The 21,168-nt window shown below is 53.7% G+C and carries 18 protein-coding genes and 2 tRNA genes; 2 read left to right on the top strand and 18 right to left on the bottom strand.

Going from position 1 to position 21,168, the window contains the following annotated elements:
- Window positions 1-80: 80 nt before the first annotated feature.
- The 17 genes from NYE92_RS17435 to rlmE all read right to left on the bottom strand — a co-directional run bounded on the left by NYE92_RS17435 (window position 81) and on the right by rlmE (window position 18,051).
- Window positions 81-1,973, bottom strand: coding sequence for a DEAD/DEAH family ATP-dependent RNA helicase (locus NYE92_RS17435; protein ID WP_014595165.1), 1,893 nt, complete (start codon window positions 1,971-1,973; stop codon window positions 81-83).
- Window positions 1,966-2,040 carry a protein YrbN gene (yrbN, locus tag NYE92_RS23285; RefSeq protein WP_226374622.1) on the bottom strand — a complete coding sequence of 25 codons (75 nt, stop codon included), beginning with the start codon at window positions 2,038-2,040 and terminating at the stop codon, window positions 1,966-1,968. The genes NYE92_RS17435 and yrbN overlap by 8 nt, the downstream gene beginning before the upstream one ends.
- Before the next feature lie 110 nt (window positions 2,041-2,150).
- Window positions 2,151-3,035 (bottom strand): lipoprotein NlpI, encoded by an 885-nt coding sequence (nlpI, locus tag NYE92_RS17430; protein ID WP_013024357.1) that lies wholly within the window; start codon window positions 3,033-3,035, stop codon window positions 2,151-2,153.
- A 129-nt stretch (window positions 3,036-3,164) separates the two neighbouring features.
- Window positions 3,165-5,294: a polyribonucleotide nucleotidyltransferase gene (pnp, locus tag NYE92_RS17425; protein ID WP_014606747.1), complete on the bottom strand. Its 2,130-nt coding sequence runs from the start codon at window positions 5,292-5,294 to the stop codon at window positions 3,165-3,167.
- Between the two features lie 306 nt (window positions 5,295-5,600).
- Window positions 5,601-5,870: a 30S ribosomal protein S15 gene (rpsO, locus tag NYE92_RS17420; protein WP_006121766.1), complete on the bottom strand. Its 270-nt coding sequence runs from the start codon at window positions 5,868-5,870 to the stop codon at window positions 5,601-5,603.
- Window positions 5,871-5,993: 123 nt separating this feature from the next.
- Window positions 5,994-6,938 (bottom strand): tRNA pseudouridine(55) synthase TruB, encoded by a 945-nt coding sequence (gene truB / locus NYE92_RS17415; RefSeq protein WP_078828952.1) that lies wholly within the window; start codon window positions 6,936-6,938, stop codon window positions 5,994-5,996.
- A complete protein-coding gene (gene rbfA / locus NYE92_RS17410; protein WP_014606748.1) occupies window positions 6,938-7,345 on the bottom strand; it encodes a 30S ribosome-binding factor RbfA in 408 nt (135 codons plus the stop codon). The genes truB and rbfA overlap by 1 nt, the downstream gene beginning before the upstream one ends.
- 65 nt (window positions 7,346-7,410) lie before the next feature.
- Complete coding sequence (gene infB / locus NYE92_RS17405) at window positions 7,411-10,095, bottom strand: translation initiation factor IF-2 (RefSeq protein ID WP_013024353.1); 2,685 nt, start codon at window positions 10,093-10,095, stop codon at window positions 7,411-7,413.
- Between the two features lie 17 nt (window positions 10,096-10,112).
- Window positions 10,113-11,600 (bottom strand): transcription termination factor NusA, encoded by a 1,488-nt coding sequence (nusA, locus tag NYE92_RS17400; RefSeq protein ID WP_259019287.1) that lies wholly within the window; start codon window positions 11,598-11,600, stop codon window positions 10,113-10,115.
- A gap of 24 nt (window positions 11,601-11,624) precedes the next feature.
- Window positions 11,625-12,077: a ribosome maturation factor RimP gene (gene rimP, locus NYE92_RS17395; protein ID WP_006121761.1), complete on the bottom strand. Its 453-nt coding sequence runs from the start codon at window positions 12,075-12,077 to the stop codon at window positions 11,625-11,627.
- A 211-nt stretch (window positions 12,078-12,288) separates the two neighbouring features.
- A tRNA-Met gene (locus tag NYE92_RS17390) sits at window positions 12,289-12,365 on the bottom strand.
- A 59-nt stretch (window positions 12,366-12,424) separates the two neighbouring features.
- A tRNA-Leu gene (locus NYE92_RS17385) sits at window positions 12,425-12,511 on the bottom strand.
- 56 nt (window positions 12,512-12,567) lie between these two features.
- Window positions 12,568-12,903 carry a preprotein translocase subunit SecG gene (secG, locus tag NYE92_RS17380; protein WP_014606749.1) on the bottom strand — a complete coding sequence of 112 codons (336 nt, stop codon included), beginning with the start codon at window positions 12,901-12,903 and terminating at the stop codon, window positions 12,568-12,570.
- 218 nt (window positions 12,904-13,121) lie between these two features.
- Window positions 13,122-14,456, bottom strand: a complete 1,335-nt coding sequence (gene glmM / locus NYE92_RS17375; RefSeq protein WP_259019286.1) for a phosphoglucosamine mutase — start codon at window positions 14,454-14,456, stop codon at window positions 13,122-13,124.
- A 6-nt stretch (window positions 14,457-14,462) separates the two neighbouring features.
- Window positions 14,463-15,296, bottom strand: a complete 834-nt coding sequence (folP, locus tag NYE92_RS17370; RefSeq protein ID WP_014595161.1) for a dihydropteroate synthase — start codon at window positions 15,294-15,296, stop codon at window positions 14,463-14,465.
- Window positions 15,297-15,376: 80 nt separating this feature from the next.
- Window positions 15,377-17,308 carry an ATP-dependent zinc metalloprotease FtsH gene (gene ftsH / locus NYE92_RS17365; RefSeq protein WP_015701098.1) on the bottom strand — a complete coding sequence of 644 codons (1,932 nt, stop codon included), beginning with the start codon at window positions 17,306-17,308 and terminating at the stop codon, window positions 15,377-15,379.
- A 113-nt stretch (window positions 17,309-17,421) separates the two neighbouring features.
- Window positions 17,422-18,051 carry a 23S rRNA (uridine(2552)-2'-O)-methyltransferase RlmE gene (gene rlmE / locus NYE92_RS17360; RefSeq protein WP_014595159.1) on the bottom strand — a complete coding sequence of 210 codons (630 nt, stop codon included), beginning with the start codon at window positions 18,049-18,051 and terminating at the stop codon, window positions 17,422-17,424.
- A gap of 126 nt (window positions 18,052-18,177) precedes the next feature.
- Here rlmE and yhbY point away from each other — a divergent pair, with 126 nt between their 5' ends.
- The gene (gene yhbY / locus NYE92_RS17355; RefSeq protein ID WP_013024345.1) at window positions 18,178-18,471 is read left to right on the top strand and encodes a ribosome assembly RNA-binding protein YhbY; all 294 of its coding nucleotides are present in this window, start codon (window positions 18,178-18,180) and stop codon (window positions 18,469-18,471) included.
- 106 nt (window positions 18,472-18,577) lie between these two features.
- Here the strand turns inward: yhbY and greA are convergent, their stop codons facing one another.
- Complete coding sequence (greA, locus tag NYE92_RS17350) at window positions 18,578-19,054, bottom strand: transcription elongation factor GreA (RefSeq protein ID WP_006121754.1); 477 nt, start codon at window positions 19,052-19,054, stop codon at window positions 18,578-18,580.
- 246 nt (window positions 19,055-19,300) lie between these two features.
- Between greA and dacB the strand changes: the two genes are divergently transcribed.
- Entirely contained in the window at window positions 19,301-20,734 is a 1,434-nt protein-coding gene (dacB, locus tag NYE92_RS17345; protein ID WP_014595158.1) for a serine-type D-Ala-D-Ala carboxypeptidase, read from the top strand.
- Window positions 20,735-21,168: the final 434 nt, after the last annotated feature.

Raw genomic sequence — 21,168 nt, 5'->3', positions numbered from 1 at the left:
CCCTTCTGGGATAAGCCAGAAGCAGGATAAAAAAAGGGAAGCCCGCAGGCTTCCCTTTTTATTACGACGATTTAGCTCGCTTACGCGTCACGACGACGTGGTGCAGCCGCACCGTCTTCACGACGTGGACCACGACCGCCTTCGCGGTTGAAGCTGCGTCCGCCTTCACGACCACCTTCACGGCGCTCAGAAGAGAAACGACGCGGGCCCTGACCTTCAGGACGTGCACCGCCGCCACGACGTTCGCCAGCACCGGCGCCAGGACGACGCTCGCCACGGCCACCTTCGTGCGGCTGAGCATCACCCAGCAGCTGCATATTCATTGGCTTGTTCAGAATACGCGTACGGGTAAAGTGCTGCAGCACGTCACCTGGCATGCCTTTCGGCAGCTCGATGGTGGAGTGCGTACCAAACAGTTTGATGTTACCGATGTAACGGCTGCTGATATCGCCTTCGTTGGCAATTGCGCCCACGATATGACGCACTTCAACACCGTCGTCACGGCCCACTTCAATGCGGTACAGTTGCATATCGCCAACGTCACGACGTTCGCGACGTGGACGGTCGCCATCACGGCTTTCGCGTGGACCACGTGCATCACGGCTCTCACGACGATCGTCACGCTCACGGAATTCACGACGCGCTGGACGTGGTGCATCAGCAGGAACGATCAGCGGACGCTCACCCTGTGCCATTTTCAGCAGCGCAGCAGCCAGCGTTTCGATATCCAGCTCTTCTTCAGGCTGCATCTTCGCCAGCAGCGCACGGTACTGTTCCAGATCGCTGCTTTCCAGCTGCTGCTGAACTTTTGCCGCGAACTTAGCCAGACGACGCTGACCCAGCAGTTCTGCATTTGGCAGCTCAACTTCTGGAATGGTCAGCTTCATGGTGCGTTCGATGTTACGCAGCAGACGACGCTCGCGGTTCTCTACGAACAGCAGTGCGCGACCTGCACGACCAGCACGACCGGTACGGCCGATACGGTGAACGTAAGATTCTGCGTCCATCGGAATATCGTAGTTAACAACCAGGCTGATACGCTCAACGTCCAGGCCACGGGCCGCAACGTCGGTAGCAATCAGGATATCCAGACGACCATCTTTCAGGCGCTCCAGCGTCTGCTCACGCAGTGCCTGGTTCATATCGCCGTTCAGTGCCGCACTGTTGTAACCGCTGCGCTCCAGCGCTTCAGCCACTTCCAGCGTTGCGTTTTTAGTGCGCACGAAAATGATCGCAGCATCGAAGTCTTCTGCTTCAAGGAAGCGAACCAGCGCGTCAGTTTTACGGCCGTAAGCCGTCCAGTAACTCTGGCTGATGTCTGGGCGCGTAGTCATGCTTGACTGAATGCGCACTTCCTGCGGATCTTTCATAAAACGCTTGGTAATACGACGAATCGCTTCTGGCATGGTGGCAGAGAACAGTGCGGTCTGATGACCTTCTGGGATCTGCGCCATGATAGTTTCAACGTCTTCGATGAAGCCCATGCGTAACATTTCATCGGCTTCGTCCAGCACCAGACCACGCAGGTTAGACAGATCTAACGTGCCACGTTTCAGGTGATCCAGCAGACGGCCTGGAGTACCTACGACAACCTGTGGTCCCTGGCGCAGGGCGCGCAGCTGCACGTCATAACGCTGGCCGCCGTAAAGGGCAACCACGTTCAGACCGCGCATATGTTTAGAGAATTCGGTAACAGCTTCAGCTACCTGCACCGCCAGTTCGCGGGTCGGTGCCAGCACCAAAATTTGCGGTGCTTTAACAGTTGGATCGATGTTGTGTAACAGCGGCAGCGAGAACGCTGCAGTTTTACCACTCCCGGTCTGCGCCATACCTAATACGTCACGGCCCGCCAGCAGGTGAGGAATACACTCAGCCTGGATTGGGGATGGCTTGACATAGCCCATGCCGTTCAGTGATTCAAGGAGTTCGGCGTTCAGGCCAAGTTCTGCAAAAGTGGTTTGAATATCAGTCATGTAGTACACGTGCCTCGTTGATTGCGGCGGCCAGTCTACATAACTCGTCGTGAAAACTTTCAGTCATTTTCATCAAAAAGTGTGAACCGGCTCAAATTAGAAGTTTTGACGAACAGAAAAGCCCTCATCCCTGAAGATGATGACTTGACAGGTTTTACAGGCAAAAAAGTTCGTCAGCTATTGCTGGTCAGATTCTGATAAATCGTCTTGTGCCTGGCCGAGTTGCGCCAGTTCCAACAATGCGTATCGGTGTTCAACAAAGTTATTCACGTTGTTGGCAACCGCCAGTTTGAACAACGCTTCTGCGTTGTCCTTCTCCCCCAGACTTAGGTAATACTTACCTAAATAGAAGTTGGTTTCACTGAGATGTTCAGCGAGCGAGGTGTTATCCGTTGCGTCCGCCTTGAGACGTTCCATCAGTGTTGCTTCGCTGATGTCGCCCAGGTAGAACTCGACAATATTCCATCCCCATTGGTCCTTGACCGCTTTGTCGTAACGCTGCTTAAGCGCCACTTTTGCTTTGTCGGCATCCATCCTGCTTTCAACCAGGTAGAGCCACAAGCTGCGGAAAGGATCGTTAGGATCGTCTTGATAAAACGCCAGCAGATCATCTTGCGCTAACTTGTATCGACCGCCGTAATAGAGGGCGATACCACGATTTAAATGCGCATAGTTGTAAGTTGGATCAAGCTCAAGTACAGAATCAAACGCTTCATAGGCGGCATCAAAGTTGCCCGCCTGCGTTAAGTATATACCAAGATAGTTAAACACTTCTGGCATATCTGGTCTTATAGACAGCGCTTGCGAAAAATCGTTCCGCGCTAATGCCCTCAGACCCAAGCTATCATACAACACTCCGCGCTCATATAACAGCTGTGCGCGTTCATCATCGGTAAGGGCTCGACTGGCAAGAATTTGTTCCATGCGAGCCAGAATCACTTCCTGTTGCAGTGTGGGCTGTAAAGGTACTGCAAGAACTTCGTTCTTACGCCAATTGGAGTTGCTGCATCCTGCCAGCGTCAAAGCTGTCGCAACAAAACACCAGCGCAAAAAAGGCTTCATTTCCCACTCCCGAATACAAACATTGGGACAACCATCCTGTTATCCGCCTGCTGTGCACAAGGATTCCCGCCCTCGCGATGACACAAAAGCCTCTCCCTGCCAGGCAAGGAGAGGCAAATCAGGAAAGACTTATTCAGCGTCAGGTGCGCTCTCAGCTGCAACAGCTTCAGGCTTGGTTTCTGTCGCTTCTTTGATGCTCAGACGTACGCGGCCCTGGCGATCGACTTCCATCACCTTCACCGGGACTTCCTGACCCATCTGCAGATAGTCAGTCACTTTCTCAACGCGCTTATCGGCGATTTGAGAAATATGCACCAGACCTTCTTTACCACCGCCGATAGCGACGAAGGCACCAAAGTCTACGATACGTGTGACTTTACCGCTGTAGATACGGCCCACTTCGATTTCTGCGGTGATCTCTTCGATACGACGAATCGCTTCTTTCGCTTTCAGACCATCGGTTGCTGCGATTTTCACGGTACCGTCATCTTCGATTTCGATGGTTGTACCGGTTTCTTCGGTCAGCGCACGGATCACAGAACCGCCTTTACCAATCACATCTTTGATCTTGTCTGAATTGATCTTGATGGTGTAAATGCGCGGTGCGAACTCAGAGATTTCCTGACGCGGCGTGCTGATAGCCTGTTCCATTACGCCCAGAATGTGCAGACGCGCACCTTTGGCCTGGTTCAGCGCAACCTGCATGATCTCGCGGGTGATGCCTTCAATTTTAATGTCCATCTGCAGCGCAGTGATACCTTCACGGCTACCGGCGACTTTAAAGTCCATATCGCCCAGATGATCTTCATCACCCAGGATGTCGGACAGGACAACAAACTTGTCGTCTTCTTTCACCAGGCCCATTGCGATACCCGCAACAGAGGCCTTGATTGGCACACCGGCATCCATCAGTGCCAGAGAGGCACCACAGACCGAGGCCATAGAAGAGGAACCGTTAGATTCGGTGATTTCAGAAACCACACGCACGGTATACGGGAAATCTTCAGCTTTAGGCATCACGGCCAGCACGCCGCGCTTCGCCAGACGACCGTGACCGATTTCACGACGCTTAGGCGAGCCCACCATACCGGTCTCACCAACGGAGTACGGAGGGAAGTTATAGTGGAACAGGAAGCTGTCGGTGCGTTCGCCCATCAGCTCATCCAGGTTCTGCGCATCGCGGGTGGTGCCCAGCGTCGCGGTCACCAGCGCCTGTGTTTCACCACGGGTGAACAGTGCGGAACCGTGTGTACGTGGCAGAACGCCCGTGCGCACGTCCAGACCACGGATCATGTCTTTTTCACGGCCATCAATACGTGGCTCGCCGTTCAGGATGCGGGTACGAACCACATTCTTTTCCAGGCTGTGAACGATATCGCCGATTTCGGCCGCATCGAGTGATTCATCTTCTGCCAGTAGCGCAGCAATGGTTTCGTCTTTAATGACGCCAACCTGGGTGTAACGCTCTTGCTTATCGGTAATGCGGTATGCATCGCTGATACGGGTTTCGGCCAGCGCCGCAACGCGTGAAATCAGTGCAGTATTTGCCTGCTCTGGCTGCCAGTCCCAACGCGGTTTGCCCGCTTCGGCAACCAGGGAGTTGATGTTTTCAATCACGATCTGCTGCTGATCGTGGCCAAACACCACCGCACCCAGCATCTGCTCTTCAGACAGGATTTCCGCTTCAGATTCCACCATCAGAACGGCGTTCTGTGTACCGGCAACCACCAGGTCCAGACGGGATGTTTTCAGCTCATCAGCCGTTGGGTTCAGTACATACTGGTCATTGATATAACCTACGCGAGCCGCACCGATAGGGCCGTTGAAAGGCAGACCTGACAGCGCCAGGGCTGCAGAAGCACCGATCATGGCAACGATGTCCGGGTGAACCTGTGGGTTAACTGAAACAACGGTCGCAATAACCTGCACTTCGTTGACGAAACCTTCCGGGAACAGCGGACGCACCGGACGGTCAATCAGACGTGAAATCAGGGTTTCGCCTTCGCTTGGGCGACCTTCACGACGGAAGAAGCTACCTGGGATACGACCAGCAGCGTAAGTACGCTCCTGATAGTTAACGGTCAGTGGGAAAAAGTCCTGACCTGGCTTGGTTTTTTTCTGACCAACAACGGTGACAAATACTGCGGTATCGTCCATGCTCACCATCACGGCGGCAGTCGCCTGGCGAGCCATCATGCCGGTTTCCAGCGTGACGGTATGTTGACCATATTGGAATTTGCGTACGATCGGATTAAGCAAAATCAAAGTCCTTAACATCGGGGCAGTGCTATATTGAGCCTGCCATTGATTACCGATCCTCGTTGCATCCTCGCGACTAATGACAACCCTTAACCGCCCCTGCGGTAAAAGCCTCTCATTAGCCGCGCGAACCTCTGCAAACAAAGATCACACCCAACAACAATACATGAGTTTGCTCAGGATTGCTGCGCATTGCTCGAAAAAAGGGGCCATAAAGGCCCCCTTTTCATGAAACTCGCACAAATCAGATCGCCAGTCGGGTTTTAGCGCACTTAAGTGGCATCCCTGACGACCCGATTTTAAGACTTAGCGACGCAGACCGAGACTTTCGATCAGGCTGCTGTAGCGTGCAACGTCTTTACGCTTCAGGTAGTCCAGCAGCTTACGACGCTGAGATACCATGCGCAGCAGACCGCGGCGGCTGTGGTGGTCTTTCTTGTGCTCAGAGAAGTGGCCCTGCAGATGGCTGATCTGCGCGGTCAACAGTGCAACCTGAACTTCGGTTGAACCGCTGTCGTTAGCACCACGACCATATTTAGCAACGATCTCTGCTTTAGCTTCTACGCTTAGAGACATAATAAACTCCAGTTAAATGAATGTATGGGCGCCGATCTCTAATTCAGCATCCCGCTTTAAAGCCGCGCCATTCTACTCTTCGCCAGAGGGCAACGCAAATGCCCAACGCGGAAAGCGCACAACTTAATTCTGATACTCCACCACTAAACGGCGGGGGGCAATTCGGCCATCCTCGGCAATTTCAGCCATGCCGATAAATTTGCCCTCTTCACCTTCGGTGACGCGTACTAAGCCCTGGGCTGGCGCCTGACTGGCGTGAACCGGCTGGCCCTGCTTAAAGTACGCGGCGACATCGGATGAAACGTTAACCGCCGGATAATCGGACGCCGGGCTGTCCATTGGCAGAAGCAGCGGATCAAGGTGCTGCGCCAGATCTTCACCTGTCTCACTGGCGCGATGCTGCAGTGCCCGGAGCTGCTCCAGTGTGACCATCTTCTCAAACGGATAACGGGCAACCTGTACCCGGCGCAGCATGATGACGTGCGCACCGCAGCCAAGCTTCTCGCCCAGATCGTCAATAATGGTGCGAATGTAGGTGCCTTTGGAACAGTGGACGTCCAGCTCCAGCTCATTGCCCTGCCAGCGAATAAACTGCAGCGCATAAACGGTAATCGGGCGGGGTTCACGTTCGATGGTGATGCCTTCACGTGCGTACTCATACAGTTTTCTGCCCTGATGTTTCAGTGCAGAAAACATGGAAGGCACCTGCATGATATCGCCACGAAAACTGTCCAGCGCCTTGTCGAGTTCTGACTGAGTGAAGGTCACAGGACGGGTCTGCACCAGATTGCCGTCCGCATCAGAGGTATCGGTGCGTTCACCCAGGCGGGCAATCACACGATAGCGCTTATCGGAGTCCAGCAGATACTGAGAAAACTTGGTGGCTTCACCCAGGCAAATCGGCAACATGCCGGTGGCCAGAGGATCGAGCGCGCCGGTATGTCCTGCACGGTTAGCGTTGAAAATACGCTTGACCTTTTGCAGGACATCGTTGGATGACATCCCTTGTGGTTTATCCAGCAATAAGACGCCATGGACGTCGCGACCGCGACGACGAGGACGACTCATTACGCCTCCTCGTCATCGTCCGTGGCCTCAGGACCACGACGCTCAACGTCTTTTTTCACCACGTTGGTGACGAGGTTAGACATGCGCATCCCTTCGATCAACGAGTTGTCGTAGAAGAAGGTCAGTTCCGGCACGATACGCAGGCGCATGGCTTTACCCAGCAGCGTGCGGATATAACCCGAGGCTTCTTTTAACGCTTTCAGGCCATTTTGTACGGCTTCTTCATCTTTATCATTGAGGAAGGTAACAAACACTTTGGCGTAAGCGAGGTCACGGGATACCTCAACGCCAGAAACGGTCACCATCATGCCCAGGCGCGGATCTTTAATTTCACGCTGCAGGATCATGGCTATCTCTTTTTGCAGCTCCTGCGAAACACGCTGCGGACGGCCAAATTCTTTCGCCATTTTTATTTCTCCCAAATAATTCGGGAGGCCAGCGGCCTCCCAAATTGCATCATTAACGCTAAGACTTAAGCGATAGTGCGTTTAACTTCAATCACTTCGAAGACTTCGATCATATCGCCGACACGAACGTCATTATAGTTCTTCACGCCGATACCGCACTCCATGCCGTTACGCACTTCGTTCACGTCATCTTTAAAGCGACGCAGTGATTCCAGTTCGCCTTCGTAGATCACCACGTTATCGCGCAGTACGCGGATTGGGTTGTGACGTTTGATATTGCCTTCCGTCACCATACAACCTGCCACTGCACCAAATTTCGGTGATTTGAACACGTCACGCACTTCAGCCAGACCGATAATCTGCTGTTTGTACTCTGGAGCCAGCATACCGCTCATCGCGGCTTTCACTTCGTCAATCAGGTTATAGATGACGGAGTAGTAACGCAGATCCAGGCTTTCAGCATCGATCACGCGGCGCGCGGACGCGTCAGCACGAACGTTGAAGCCCAGCAGGATAGCGTTGGATGCCGCTGCCAGCGTGGCGTCGGTTTCGGTGATCCCACCTACGCCTGAACCGACAATCTTCACCTTCACTTCGTCGGTGGAGAGTTTCAGCAAGGAGTCGGAGATCGCTTCCACAGAACCCTGTACGTCGGCTTTGAGCACGATGTTCAGTTCGGACACTTCGCCTTCGGTCATGTTCGCAAACATGTTTTCCAGCTTAGATTTCTGCTGACGCGCCAGTTTCACTTCGCGGAATTTGCCCTGACGATACAGTGCCACTTCACGCGCTTTCTTCTCGTCACGTACCACGGTCGCTTCATCACCCGCTGCCGGTACACCGGACAGGCCGAGGATCTCAACCGGGATTGAAGGACCCGCTTCCATCACTTCGCGGCCCAGTTCGTCACGCATCGCACGGACACGGCCGTATTCGAAGCCGCACAGAACGATGTCGCCCTTGTTCAGCGTACCTTCGCGTACCAGAACGGTGGCAACCGGACCACGACCTTTGTCGAGGAACGATTCAATCACCACGCCGCTCGCCATACCTTCACGGATAGCGGTCAGCTCAAGGACTTCAGCCTGCAGCAGGATAGCATTTAACAGGTCATCGATACCGGTACCCGCTTTCGCAGAGACGTTAACGAACATGTTTTCGCCGCCCCACTCTTCCGGGATGATCCCGTACTGCGTCAGCTCGTTTTTAACACGATCCGGATCGGCTTCTGGCTTATCGCACTTGTTCACCGCAACCACTACCGGCACTTTCGCCGCTTTGGCGTGCTGGATAGCTTCAACGGTCTGTGGCATCACGCCATCATCTGCCGCGACGACCAGGATAACGATATCCGTTGCCTGCGCACCACGTGCACGCATCGCGGTAAACGCGGCGTGGCCCGGGGTATCCAGGAAGGTTACCATGCCGTTTTCAGTTTCGACGTGATACGCACCGATGTGCTGCGTAATACCGCCCGCTTCGCCAGAGGCGATTTTGGTCGAGCGGATATAGTCCAGCAGGGAGGTTTTACCGTGGTCAACGTGGCCCATGATGGTCACGACCGGCGCACGGGATTCCTGTGCGGCATCGGTATCACGATCGTCCATTACCGCTTCTTCCAGCTCGTTCTCACGACGAAGGGTCACTTTGTGGCCCATTTCTTCGGCAACCAGCTGTGCAGTTTCCTGGTCGATGACCTGATTGATGGTCGCCATGGCGCCCATTTTCATCATCGCTTTAATGACCAGTGAACCTTTGACGGCCATTTTGTTAGCCAGTTCGGCAACGGTAATGGTTTCGCCAATGATGACATCACGGTTAACCGCCTGCGCTGGCTTGTTGAAGCCCTGCTGCAGTGCGCTTGGTTTGCGATGCTTACCGCCTTTACCGCCACGAACCTGCGCACGCGCTTCTTCGCGGTCAGTTTTGGCTTCTGAATGCTTGTTGCCTTTTTTCACCGGACGGGCAGCTTTCGCACTGCGGGTACGGGCACGGCCTGCTTCAACCTGACGATCGTTCTCGTCTTCGGCCTGGCGGGCATGCGTAGAGGTGGTGACGTGATAGTCGCCCTTATCCTCTTCTTCAGGCTTTTCCCATTCAGCCGCTTTTTCTACGGCTAAACGGCGGGCTTCTTCCGCAGCGAGGCGGGCAGCCTCTTCCAGCTTACGGCGCGCTTCTTCTTCCGCTTTACGCTTCAGTTCGGCGGCTTCCGCTTCACGACGTGCTTTATCGGACTGCGCGGCCTTGGTCACTTCGTCGGTAGGTTGATTAGTCACTTTCTCATTTTCCGCTGCTGCACGCTTGGCCTTTTCAGCGGCTTCGCGCCTGGCTTTCTCTTCGGCTTCACGTTGCGCTTTCTGTTCCGCTTCACGACGCGCTTGTTCAGCGGCCTCGCGTTGCGCCTGCTCTTCCGCTTCACGCTGTGCCTCAGCTTCCGCTTCTGCCTGAGCTTGCTCAGACTCTGCATCACCTTTCACGTACGTACGCTTTTTGCGGACTTCGATTTGCACCGACTTACTTTTACCCCCGGTGCCAGGAATATTCAAGGTGCTACGCGTTTTGCGCTGCAATGTCAGTTTGCCTGAACCGGCCTGACCATGCTTCAGGTGAGACAGTAAGGTTTCTTTCTCGTGCTGGGTCACCGCATCATTTTCAGACTTTGGGATCCCCGCATCAGCAAACTGCTGTACCAGGCGATCGACCGAAGTCTGAATTTCTGCTGCCAGCGATTTTACGGTTACATCTGTCATGCTGTTCCTTCCTGTTATTACGCGTCATCGCCGAACCAGCAGATATTGCGTGCGGCCATAATTAGCGCGCCAGCTTGCTCATCAGTCAGCCCTTCAATATCCGTCAGGTCGTCAACACCTTGCTCGGCGAGATCTTCCAGCGTGCAAACGCCTTTCGATGCCAGACGGAAAGCCAGTGCACGATCCAGACCTTCGAGATTCAGGAGGTCTTCTGCAGGTTCCTGATTACCCAGGCTCTCTTCTTTTGCCAGTGCCAGGGTGGTTAACGCATTTTTTGCTCGTTCACGCAGGGCTTCAATGGTCTCTTCGTCGAGGCCGTCAATTTCCAACAGCTCGTTGATTGGCACATAGGCCATTTCTTCCAACGTTGAGAAGCCCTCTTCCACCAGAATGGTGGCGAACTCTTCGTCGATGTCGAGATGTTTAGTGAACATATCGATCGCCGCATGTGCTTCAGCCTGATGCTTGGCCTGCAGATCATCGACGGTCATCACGTTCAGCTCCCAGCCACTCAGCTGTGAAGCCAGACGCACGTTTTGGCCATTACGGCCGATCGCCTGGGCCAGATTGCCAGCCTCAACAGCGATATCCATCGTGTGGTTATCTTCATCAACCACGATTGACGCCACATCGGCCGGAGCCATGGCGTTAATCACAAACTGTGCCGGGTTGTCGTCCCACAGCACGATATCGATTCGCTCGCCGCCCAGCTCACTAGACACTGCCTGAACACGCGCACCGCGCATACCCACACAGGCACCAACGGGATCGATACGTTTGTCATTGGTTTTTACTGCAATTTTGGCACGCGAACCCGGATCGCGGGCAGCGGCTTTAATTTCAAGGACTTCTTCGCCAATTTCTGGCACCTCAATGCGGAACAGTTCGATCAGCATTTCAGGTTTAGAACGCGTCACAAACAGCTGCGCGCCGCGTGCTTCAGGACGCACGGCATACAAAACGCCGCGGATACGATCGCCCGGGCGGAAGTTTTCACGTGGCAGAATGTCTTCACGCAGGATCACGGCTTCAGCATTGTTGCCCAGGTCCAGCGAGATGTTGTCGCGGTTAACTTTTTTCACCACACCGGTGATGATTTCGCCTTCCTGCTCGCGGAACTGATCCACCACCATCGCACGTTCGGCTTCGCGCACTTTTTGTACGATAACCTGTTTCGCCGTCTGCGTCGTGATACGGTCAAACGTAACAGATTCAATCTGGTCTTCTACGTATTCGCCCAGATTGAGAGACTCGTCTTCGTAGCGCGCCGCATCCAGCGTAATTTCGCGCGTAGGCTGCGTAACCTGCTCTACGATTTCCCAACGACGGAACGTGTCGAAATCGCCGCTCTTACGGTCGATGCTGACGCGTACGTCAATTTCCTGCTCGTACTTTTTCTTGGTCGCAGTCGCCAGCGCGCTCTCCAGCGCTTCGAAGATTTTCTCACGCGGCAGGGCTTTTTCGTTAGAAACGGCTTCTACAACAGCTAAGATCTCTTTGTTCATCCTGGTTAGCCTCAATCCGGACTTTTAAAAGTGGGGGACCAGGTTCGCTTTCTGAATATTACTCAGCGCGAACACCTCGTCGTTACCCTCAACGTTTACCGTTATCATCTCGCCCTCAACAGACTTGATGATTCCCTGCCATTTACGGCGGTTTTGAACGGCCATACGCAGCACCAGGCTCACCTCATCGCCGGTAAAGCGTGCATAATGTTCTGCAGTGAACAGAGGACGATCGAGCCCCGGTGAGGACACTTCAAGGTGGTAAGGCACCGTGATGGGATCTTCCACATCCATCACCGCACTCACCTGGTGGCTGACGTCCGCGCAATCGTCAACATTGATGCCATCTTCACTATCAATATAGATGCGCAGGGTTGATGTGCGACCACGAACGAATTCAATTCCGACCAGTTCGTAGCCGAGCGCTTCTACCGGAGCAGATACCAACTCTGTCAATTTTTGCTCTAATGTGGACAAGCCCACCCCCAAGACATAAAAAAAGGGCCTATAGCCCAGTATTACGATTCGCTAATAACAAAAAACCCCGAATATTCGGGGCTTTTTATCACTGGACCCTGTATGCCGCACTGCGGCCCGGACGCCCATCCAAAAGAATTTTTTTCAAAATTCGCTGCTTATGCGCCCGTCGATGCACACAGTATATTTGAAAAAGAACTCTAAGGGAAAGTGGTTGCGGGGGCCGGATTTGAACCGACGACCTTCGGGTTATGAGCCCGACGAGCTACCAGGCTGCTCCACCCCGCGTCCGAAAACGTGGCGAATATTACGCCGAACATGCATAAAATGCAAGTAATACTAAGATTTGGTACCGAGGACGGGACTTGAACCCGTAAGCCCTTTCGAGCACTACCACCTCAAGGTAGCGTGTCTACCAATTTCACCACCTCGGTACTGCACTGACTGCGACGCTGCTCTGCCGCTTTTTCCTGACGCTATATTGCTGCTATTAGTGCGGGATATCATTGCCCGGCGTAGCCGGTTTAGCTGGCTGAGTCTGCTGTTGAGACTGAGCTGGCGCAGTGAGGTTTTCCCACTCGCTTCCTTTGGACGTCTTGTTACTGTTCAGGTTACCCAGAATCAGGCTGATCACGAAAAACAGCGTAGCCAATACTGCGGTCATGCGAGTCATAAAGTTACCCGACCCGTTAGAACCAAACAGCGTGCCAGACGCGCCTGCACCAAATGATGCTCCCATATCAGCGCCTTTGCCTTGCTGCAGCATAATAAGACCTACAAGGCCAATCGCTACAATAAGGAAAACAACTAACAGAGCTTCGTACATAATCAACCTGTTTCCTTGCGCGTAATCCGCACAGTTAAAGCTTCAACCAATATGACGGGGAGTATGTTCATCACCCATCAGAAGCGGGTGTGAATACTAACCAATGGCGCATACCTCTGCAAGTGCAATTTAGCTGTCGCAGGCTGATTGCAGAAAAAAGCGCCAGTGCGATGATTTTACAGGCAGGAACAGAACGCTGTCCCGGCCTGTCACCTGCGTCAGACCGCTTTCACCGCATCCGCAATCTGGTTAGCCAGCGCCGTCACCTGGGCTGCATCCTCGCCTTCTACCATCACGCGGATTAACGGCTCCGTACCGGATTTACGCAGCAACACGCGCCCACGGCCGGCCAGGGTTTTCTCCACGTCCTGCGCCACGGTTTTCACCGTTTCGCTTTCCAGAGGATCGTGTTCACCCGTAAAGCGCACGTTGACCAGCACCTGAGGCAGCATCTTCATCCCAGTGCACAGGTCATGCAGGCTCATGTGATTGCGCACCATCGCAGTAAGCACTTGCAAACTTGCTACGATCCCATCACCGGTAGCGATTTTATCCAGCAGAATCACGTGGCCTGAGTTTTCAGCGCCGAGCCGCCAGCCTTTTTCCTGTAATTTTTCGAGCACATAGCGGTCACCCACTTTGGCCCGCACAAAAGGAATGCCTAACTGCTTCAGCGCCAGCTCCAGCCCCATATTACTCATCAGCGTGCCGACAACGCCGCCGCACAGTTGCCCCTGACGCAGGCCTTCACGGGCGATGATATAAAGAATCTGATCGCCATCGACCTTCTCGCCCAAGTGGTCCACCATCATGATGCGATCGCCATCGCCATCATAGGCCAGGCCGATGTCCGCCTTCTCGGCCAGAACGCGCTGCTGCAGCATTTTCAGATCGGTCGCACCGCACTCTTTGTTGATGTTCATGCCATCAGGCTGTACACCAACGGCAATCACCGTTGCGCCCAACTCACGCAGGACATTCGGCGCGATGTGGTAGGTGGCACCGTTAGCACAGTCCACCACAATTTTCAGGCCACTCAGGCTCAGCTCACTGGGGAAGGTGCCCTTACAGAACTCAATGTAACGTCCGGCGGCATCCACAATTCGGCTGGCGCGACCCAACAGGGATGATTCCACACAGGTCAGCGGCTTTTCCATTTCCAGTTCAATCGCTTCTTCTACATCATCAGGTAGCTTGGTGCCTTCGGCTGAGAAGAACTTAATGCCGTTGTCGTCAAACGGGTTATGGGAGGCGGAGATAACAATACCGGCCTCAGCGCGAAACGTGCGGGTCAGATAGGCAATGGCAGGCGTCGGCATTGGGCCGGTAAACGCCGCTGACAGCCCTGCGGCGGCCAGTCCTGCCTCCAGTGCAGATTCCAGCATATAGCCCGAAATGCGAGTATCTTTGCCGATAATGATTTTTTTTGAACCGTGGCGCGCCAGCACTTTGCCCGCAGCCCAGCCGAGTTTTAAAACAAAATCCGGGGTAATCGGAGACTCTCCCACTTTGCCGCGAATACCATCTGTACCAAAATATTTACGATTACTCATGCTCTATCATCCTTTAGCTCTTTGTGTCGCCTCGACCACCCGCATCGCCTCGACCGTTTCTTTTACATCATGAACGCGAATAATGTGTGCTCCCTGCATGGCGGCGATCACCGCGCAGGCCAGGCTGCCGGTCAGACGCTGGCCAGGCCCGACATTCAGCAGCTGACCAATCATTGATTTTCGTGACATGCCAACCAGCAGGGGCAGACCAAAATGGTGAAATTCGCCGAGTCGAGCCAACAGTTCATAATTGTGGCTGAGATTCTTACCGAAACCGAAGCCCGGGTCGAGCAGCAGATTCTCTTTTTTTATTCCGGCCGCCTCGCAGCGGGCCAGTTGCTCAACGAAGTAAGCATCCACTTCGCTGAAGATATCTTGATAGGCCGGTGCCTGCTGCATGGTGCGCGGCTCGCCCTTCATATGCATCAGGCATACCGGCAGGCCAGTCGCGGCGGCGGCGGCCAGCGCTCCTGGTTCAGACAGAGAGCGCACGTCATTGATGATGTGCGCCCCCACGCTCGCCGCTTCCCTGATGACCTCAGCCTTAGAGGTATCCACGGAGATCCAGACTTCAAAGCGCTGAGCGATTGCTGCCACCACGGGGATGACCCGCTCAAGTTCTTCCTCAACGCTGACCTCATCCGCGCCGGGACGCGTAGACTCGCCGCCCACGTCGATGATGGTTGCGCCGGCATTCACCATTTCATTGGTATGCGTGAGTGCATCCACCAACGCATTGTGTTTACCACCATCCGAAAAAGAGTCCGGCGTGACGTTAAGAATGCCCATCACATGTGGAAACGACAAATCAAGATGGGAATCACGGGCGAACAATTTCATGGTGATGTACTCCTTGTAGCGCAATGTATAGATGTAAAAAACCCCGGACCAGCCGGGGTTTTATTAAAAGACGTGAAGTCTTATTTGTCGAACTGTTCTGACATGGTGTTGCCTGGATTTGGCGTACGCGGCTCATCGACCGGACGCGGTGCCTTTGGCGTGCCATTGTTATCAGAATTGCTGCTGGTGCCGGGATCTTCCCAGCCCGCAGGAGGACGCACTTCACGGCGAGCCATCAGGTCGTCAATCTGCGGTGCATCAATGGTTTCATACTTCATCAGCGCATCTTTCATCGCATGAAGGATGTCCATGTTTTCACCCAGAATCTGACGCGCACGCTGGTAGTTCGTATCAATCAGGTGTTTAACTTCCTGATCGATAATACGCGCGGTTTCATCTGACATATGCTTGGCTTTCGCCACAGAACGGCCGAGGAACACTTCACCGTCTTCTTCTGCATACAGTAACGGACCGAGTTTTTCAGAGAAGCCCCACTGGGTCACCATGTTACGTGCCAGGTTGGTCGCCACTTTGATGTCGTTTGATGCGCCGGTTGAGACATGCTCAACACCGTAGATGATTTCTTCTGCCAGACGACCACCGTACAGGGTCGAAATCTGGCTTTCCAGTTTCTGACGGCTGGCGCTAATCGCATCGCCTTCAGGCAGGAAGAAGGTCACACCTAATGCACGACCACGCGGGATAATGGTGACTTTATGCACCGGATCGTGTTCCGGCACCAGGCGACCAATAATGGCGTGACCGGCTTCGTGATAAGCGGTGGACTCTTTCTGCGCTTCCGTCATCACCATGGAGCGGCGCTCTGCACCCATCATGATCTTGTCTTTGGCTTTTTCGAATTCCACCATCGATACAACGCGCTTGTTGCTGCGGGCAGCAAACAGCGCGGCTTCGTTTACCAGGTTAGCCAGATCGGCACCTGAGAAGCCCGGCGTACCGCGCGCGATGATCGCCGCGTCAATATCCGTTGCTAATGGCACGCGGCGCATGTGCACTTTCAGGATCTGCTCACGGCCACGCACGTCTGGCAAGCCAACAACAACCTGACGGTCAAAGCGGCCCGGACGCAGCAACGCGGGGTCAAGCACGTCTGGACGGTTGGTTGCGGCAATCACGATGATGCCTTCGTTGCCTTCAAAACCGTCCATCTCAACCAGCATCTGGTTCAGGGTTTGTTCACGTTCATCGTGACCGCCACCTAAACCGGCACCACGCTGACGACCGACCGCATCGATTTCATCGATAAAGATAATGCACGGTGCCGCCTTCTTGGCCTGTTCAAACATATCGCGCACACGAGATGCACCGACACCGACGAACATTTCAACAAAGTCAGAGCCCGAAATGGTAAAGAAAGGCACTTTCGCTTCGCCGGCAATCGCTTTTGCCAGCAAGGTTTTACCGGTACCCGGCGGGCCAACCATCAGCACGCCTTTCGGAATTTTACCCCCGAGCTTCTGGAAGCGGCTCGGCTCACGCAGGTATTCAACCAGCTCACCGACTTCCTCTTTCGCTTCGTCGCAGCCTGCAACGTCAGCAAAAGTGGTTTTAATCTGATCTTCCGTCAACATACGGGCTTTGCTTTTACCAAAGGACATCGCGCCTTTGCCACCGCCGCCCTGCATTTGACGCATGAAGAAAATCCACACACCAATCAGCAGTAACATTGGGAACCATGAAATGAAGATAGATGCCAGCAGGCTCGGCTCTTCAGGTGGTTCACCAACCACTTTGACGTTCTTGGTCAACAGGTTATCGAGTAACTTGGGGTCATTGACAGGAATGTAAGTGGTGTATTTATTGCTGTCTTTTTTGATAACGTTAATTTCACGCCCGTTAATACGTGCCTCGCGGACCTGATCCTGGTTCACTTCCGACAGGAAGGTTGAATAATCAACCCTACGGCCATTCGACTCGCTGGGCCCAAAGCTCTGGAAGACCGACATCAGCACGACCGCGATGACTAGCCAGAGAATCAGGTTTTTCGCCATGTCACTCAAGGGATTAACCTCATATTACAACGGTGTTAACAGATAGCGTAGGGTACTATAGATCCTTCGTACATGGAATCGCAGCAGGAATGCCGGGTTATCCATCACGTCGGTTACAGTTTGCGCCCAGTCGCCACAATATAAACTTCACGTGAACGTGAACGTGAAGCGTCAGGCTTACGTATTTTCACTTTCGTAAACAGGGAGCGAATTTCCCGCAGGTATTCATCAAAGCCATCTCCCTGGAACACTTTCACAACAAAACTGCCGCCTGGAGCCAAAATATCACGGCACATATCCAACGCCAGCTCAACCAAATACATCGACCGGGGAATATCTACGGCAGGTGTACCACTCATATTCGGTGCCATATCCGACATGACGACCTGGACCTTCTGCTCGCCCACACGTTCAAGTAATGCTTTGATCACCGATTCTTCACGAAAATCACCTTGAAGGAAATCGACACCAACAATAGGATCCATCGGCAGAATATCACAAGCGATAACGCGACCTTTGGACCCAATTTGCTGTACCACATATTGCGACCAGCCACCGGGTGCAGCACCCAGATCTACCACGGTCATCCCGGGTTTGAAAAGCTTGTCACCCTGTTGGATTTCATCAAGTTTAAACCAGGCGCGCGAACGCAACCCTTTTTTCTGTGCCTGGAGCACGTATTTATCGCTAAAGTGTTCCTGTAGCCAGCGGCTGGAGCTGGCTGAACGCTTTTTACCGGTCATAAAATTTCCAACTAAATCGTCATCGTAGCGATAAATCTGCACGCGATAGGCTGCGTCGATTTGGCGATATACCCGAGATGGCGGTAGAATGAACCGTTTTCAATCCCCGAGTAAGTAAATAATACGATGAATCTAAGTACCAAACAAAAACAGCACCTCAAAGGCCTCGCCCATCCGCTCAAGCCAGTCGTCATGCTCGGAGGCAATGGCCTGACCGAAGGTGTACTGGCTGAGATTGAACACGCGCTGGAACATCACGAATTGATCAAGGTGAAAATTGCCTCTGAAGAACGTGAAACCAGGCAGCTGATCGTTGAAGCTATCGTACGTGAAACCCGTGCCAGCAACGTTCAGGTCATTGGCAAAACGCTGGTGCTGTATCGCCCCGCTAAAGAGAGCAAAATTTCTCTGCCACGCTAGGTGGGCAAAGAAAGTGCCATGCTCTTACATGGGATAAAAGGCCGCAGCGCGGCCTTTTTCCTTTCTTTACACTGTACGGCAATGCTTTTCAGACAATTGCACCCTGTCAGATGTACTCCACCTTCAGGATTTCGTACTCGACATCGCCGCCTGGCGTTTTGATAATCGCCACGTCATCGGCTTCTTTCCCTACCAGGCCACGGGCCATCGGCGAGTTAACAGAAATCAAATTCTGCTTAAAGTCTGCCTCATCATCACCCACGATGCGATAGGTAAACTCTTCATCCGTGTCCACGTTCAACACGGTTACCGTTGCGCCAAAAATCACGCGGCCGGTTTTCGGCATCTGTGTGACGTCAATGACCTGTGCATTAGAGAGTTTGGCTTCAATCTCCTGAATGCGTCCCTCACAGAACCCCTGTTCTTCACGCGCGGCGTGGTATTCGGCGTTCTCTTTCAAATCGCCGTGCTCGCGGGCCTCCGCGATGGAGGCAATAATGCGCGGGCGCTTCACCGTTTTCAGCTCATGCAGCTCTTCGCGCAGCCTTTCAGCGCCTCTTAACGTCATCGGAATCTGGTTCATTTTAGCTCCTCGTCATCATTCCTGTTTCACGGTGCATCCTGACCGGTGACTGCAGAAAAAAGCGTTCTGCGGCGCAAGACCTCGTTTTGCAAATAAAAGAAGACTGACCCGGAAAGTGTTCCAGGCCAGAAAAGGTTTTGCAATTTGATACGTATTTTAACCCAGAGTTCCCTGCGGGTCATCGTTTACTTTCCACCGTCCAGGGACGTAGTATTGTCGCCTTCACCTGTCAGTTGCCGCGAGATTATGCGATTTTCACGACTTGTTACCGGATTAACCTGTGCTTTTATGCTGCAGGCACAAGCAGCGCCAGTTGATGAATACATGCAATATCTGCCAGATGGTGCCAATCTGGCTTTGCTGGTGCAAAAAGTGGGCGCATCCACGCCAATTATCGATTACCACGGGAAACAGATGGCACTTCCCGCCAGTACCATGAAAGTGATCACCGCCCTGGCGGCATTGCTGGAACTGGGCGGTGATTACCGTTTTCAAACCACCTTTGAAACCAAAGGCGCGCTGGTCGATGGCACGCTTAATGGTGATTTAGTAGCCCGGTTTGCTGGCGATCCCACCTTGGGTCGTCAGGATCTGCGGAATATGGTCGCGGCGTTAAAAAAACAAGGCATCACACACATCAAAGGTAATCTGGTCATCGATACCTCGGTGTTTGCCAGCCATGATGCGGCGCCTGGCTGGCCGTGGAATGACATGACCCAGTGCTTTAGCGCACCGCCGGCGGCGGCTATTGTGGATAAAAACTGCTTCTCGGTTTCACTCTACAGTGCCGACAAACCGGGCGAAAATGCCTTTATCCGCATTGCGTCCTACTACCCGGCTCACATGTTAAGCCAGGTGCGGACGATTGGGCGCAACAGCGGTGACGGACAATACTGCGAGCTGGACGTGGTGCCTGGCGAGCTGAACCGCTACACCTTAACCGGCTGTATGCGTCAGCGTAGCGATCCGCTTCCTTTAGCCTTTGCGGTTCAGGATGGCGCGGCCTGGGCAGGCGAAATCCTGAAAGCAGAACTGCGTTCCGCCGGTATTGATTACAGCGGCCATCTGCTACGTCAGACGCAGGTGACCGAGCCGGGCACCGTGCTGGCATCAACGCAGTCAGCGCCGCTGCATACGCTGCTGCATATGATGCTGAAGAAGTCCGACAATATGATTGCCGACACGGTGTTCCGCACCATTGGCCATCATTACTTCAACGTACCGGGCACCTTCCGCGCAGGGTCAGATGCGGTTCGTCGCATCCTGCGTGAAAAAGCCAATATTGATTTGGGTAACAGCATCCAGGTGGATGGTTCGGGCCTGTCACGTCACGATCTGATCTCCCCCGCCACCATGATGCAGGTGCTGCAATATATTGCGCAGAACGACAGCAAACTGGATTATATTTCGATGCTACCGCTGGCCGGACACGATGGCACGCTGCAGTACCGTGGGGGACTGCACGAAGCCGGTCTGGATGGCAAGGTCTCGGCTAAAACCGGCTCACTGCAGGGCGTATATAACCTTGCAGGCTTTATCACCACCTCCAGCGGGGCACGCGTGGCGTTTGTGCAGTTCCTTTCTGGCTATGCGGTTCCGCCGCAGGATCAGCGCACACGCCGTATTCCGCTGGTGCGCTTTGAAAGCCGGCTCTATCGCGATATCAATAAGAATTACTGATTTATGTTAGGAAACGCAGCGGGCGACCACCTGCTGCGTTTTTTTTATCATCGCCAAAAAGTCAGGGATAACGCCTCGGCTTCAGGCGCGCAACAACCTGTTCAGGATACCTTCGCCTGCGCGCCAGGCCGCATCACTCCCAGCCGCATGACTTTTCTTATACCCGGGTCTTACGGAATCGGTACCTGTTTAGCGGGTTATCTGCGCCCCGCCTCACGCTGGCACCCTGGGTAATCGCATAAATTTTCTTAACCGAATCCACCCGGATTCAGGGACGGTAACGGAGATCGCAGGCAGAGGCTGCAACGCCCTGTCGCCCGGCCCAGTAAACGCCCTTCTTTTACCCTTGAGATGCAATGCTGATGTAAAACTGGACAGCCGCAGGCGGTTATCACTACGCTAATTCTTTCGCCTCTGCGTTACGTCATGTGACA

The sequence above is a fragment of the Pantoea sp. B566 genome (assembly GCF_024793925.1).
Lineage (GTDB): Bacteria > Pseudomonadota > Gammaproteobacteria > Enterobacterales > Enterobacteriaceae > Pantoea > Pantoea ananatis.
This window is presented reverse-complemented; position numbering and strand designations above follow the sequence as displayed.

Coding starts and splice junctions, on each gene's coding strand:
- greA (WP_006121754.1), bottom strand. CDS start 19,054: ATGAACCAGATTCCGATGACGTTAAGAGGCGCTGAAAGGCTGCGCGAA.
- infB (WP_013024353.1), bottom strand. CDS start 10,095: ATGACAGATGTAACCGTAAAATCGCTGGCAGCAGAAATTCAGACTTCG.
- nlpI (WP_013024357.1), bottom strand. CDS start 3,035: ATGAAGCCTTTTTTGCGCTGGTGTTTTGTTGCGACAGCTTTGACGCTG.
- NYE92_RS17435 (WP_014595165.1), bottom strand. CDS start 1,973: ATGACTGATATTCAAACCACTTTTGCAGAACTTGGCCTGAACGCCGAA.
- rbfA (WP_014606748.1), bottom strand. CDS start 7,345: ATGGCGAAAGAATTTGGCCGTCCGCAGCGTGTTTCGCAGGAGCTGCAA.
- rlmE (WP_014595159.1), bottom strand. CDS start 18,051: ATGACCGGTAAAAAGCGTTCAGCCAGCTCCAGCCGCTGGCTACAGGAA.
- secG (WP_014606749.1), bottom strand. CDS start 12,903: ATGTACGAAGCTCTGTTAGTTGTTTTCCTTATTGTAGCGATTGGCCTT.
- rpsO (WP_006121766.1), bottom strand. CDS start 5,870: ATGTCTCTAAGCGTAGAAGCTAAAGCAGAGATCGTTGCTAAATATGGT.
- ftsH (WP_015701098.1), bottom strand. CDS start 17,308: ATGGCGAAAAACCTGATTCTCTGGCTAGTCATCGCGGTCGTGCTGATG.
- folP (WP_014595161.1), bottom strand. CDS start 15,296: ATGAAATTGTTCGCCCGTGATTCCCATCTTGATTTGTCGTTTCCACAT.
- dacB (WP_014595158.1), top strand. CDS start 19,301: ATGCGATTTTCACGACTTGTTACCGGATTAACCTGTGCTTTTATGCTG.
- truB (WP_078828952.1), bottom strand. CDS start 6,938: ATGAGTCGTCCTCGTCGTCGCGGTCGCGACGTCCATGGCGTCTTATTG.
- nusA (WP_259019287.1), bottom strand. CDS start 11,600: ATGAACAAAGAGATCTTAGCTGTTGTAGAAGCCGTTTCTAACGAAAAA.
- glmM (WP_259019286.1), bottom strand. CDS start 14,456: ATGAGTAATCGTAAATATTTTGGTACAGATGGTATTCGCGGCAAAGTG.
- yhbY (WP_013024345.1), top strand. CDS start 18,178: ATGAATCTAAGTACCAAACAAAAACAGCACCTCAAAGGCCTCGCCCAT.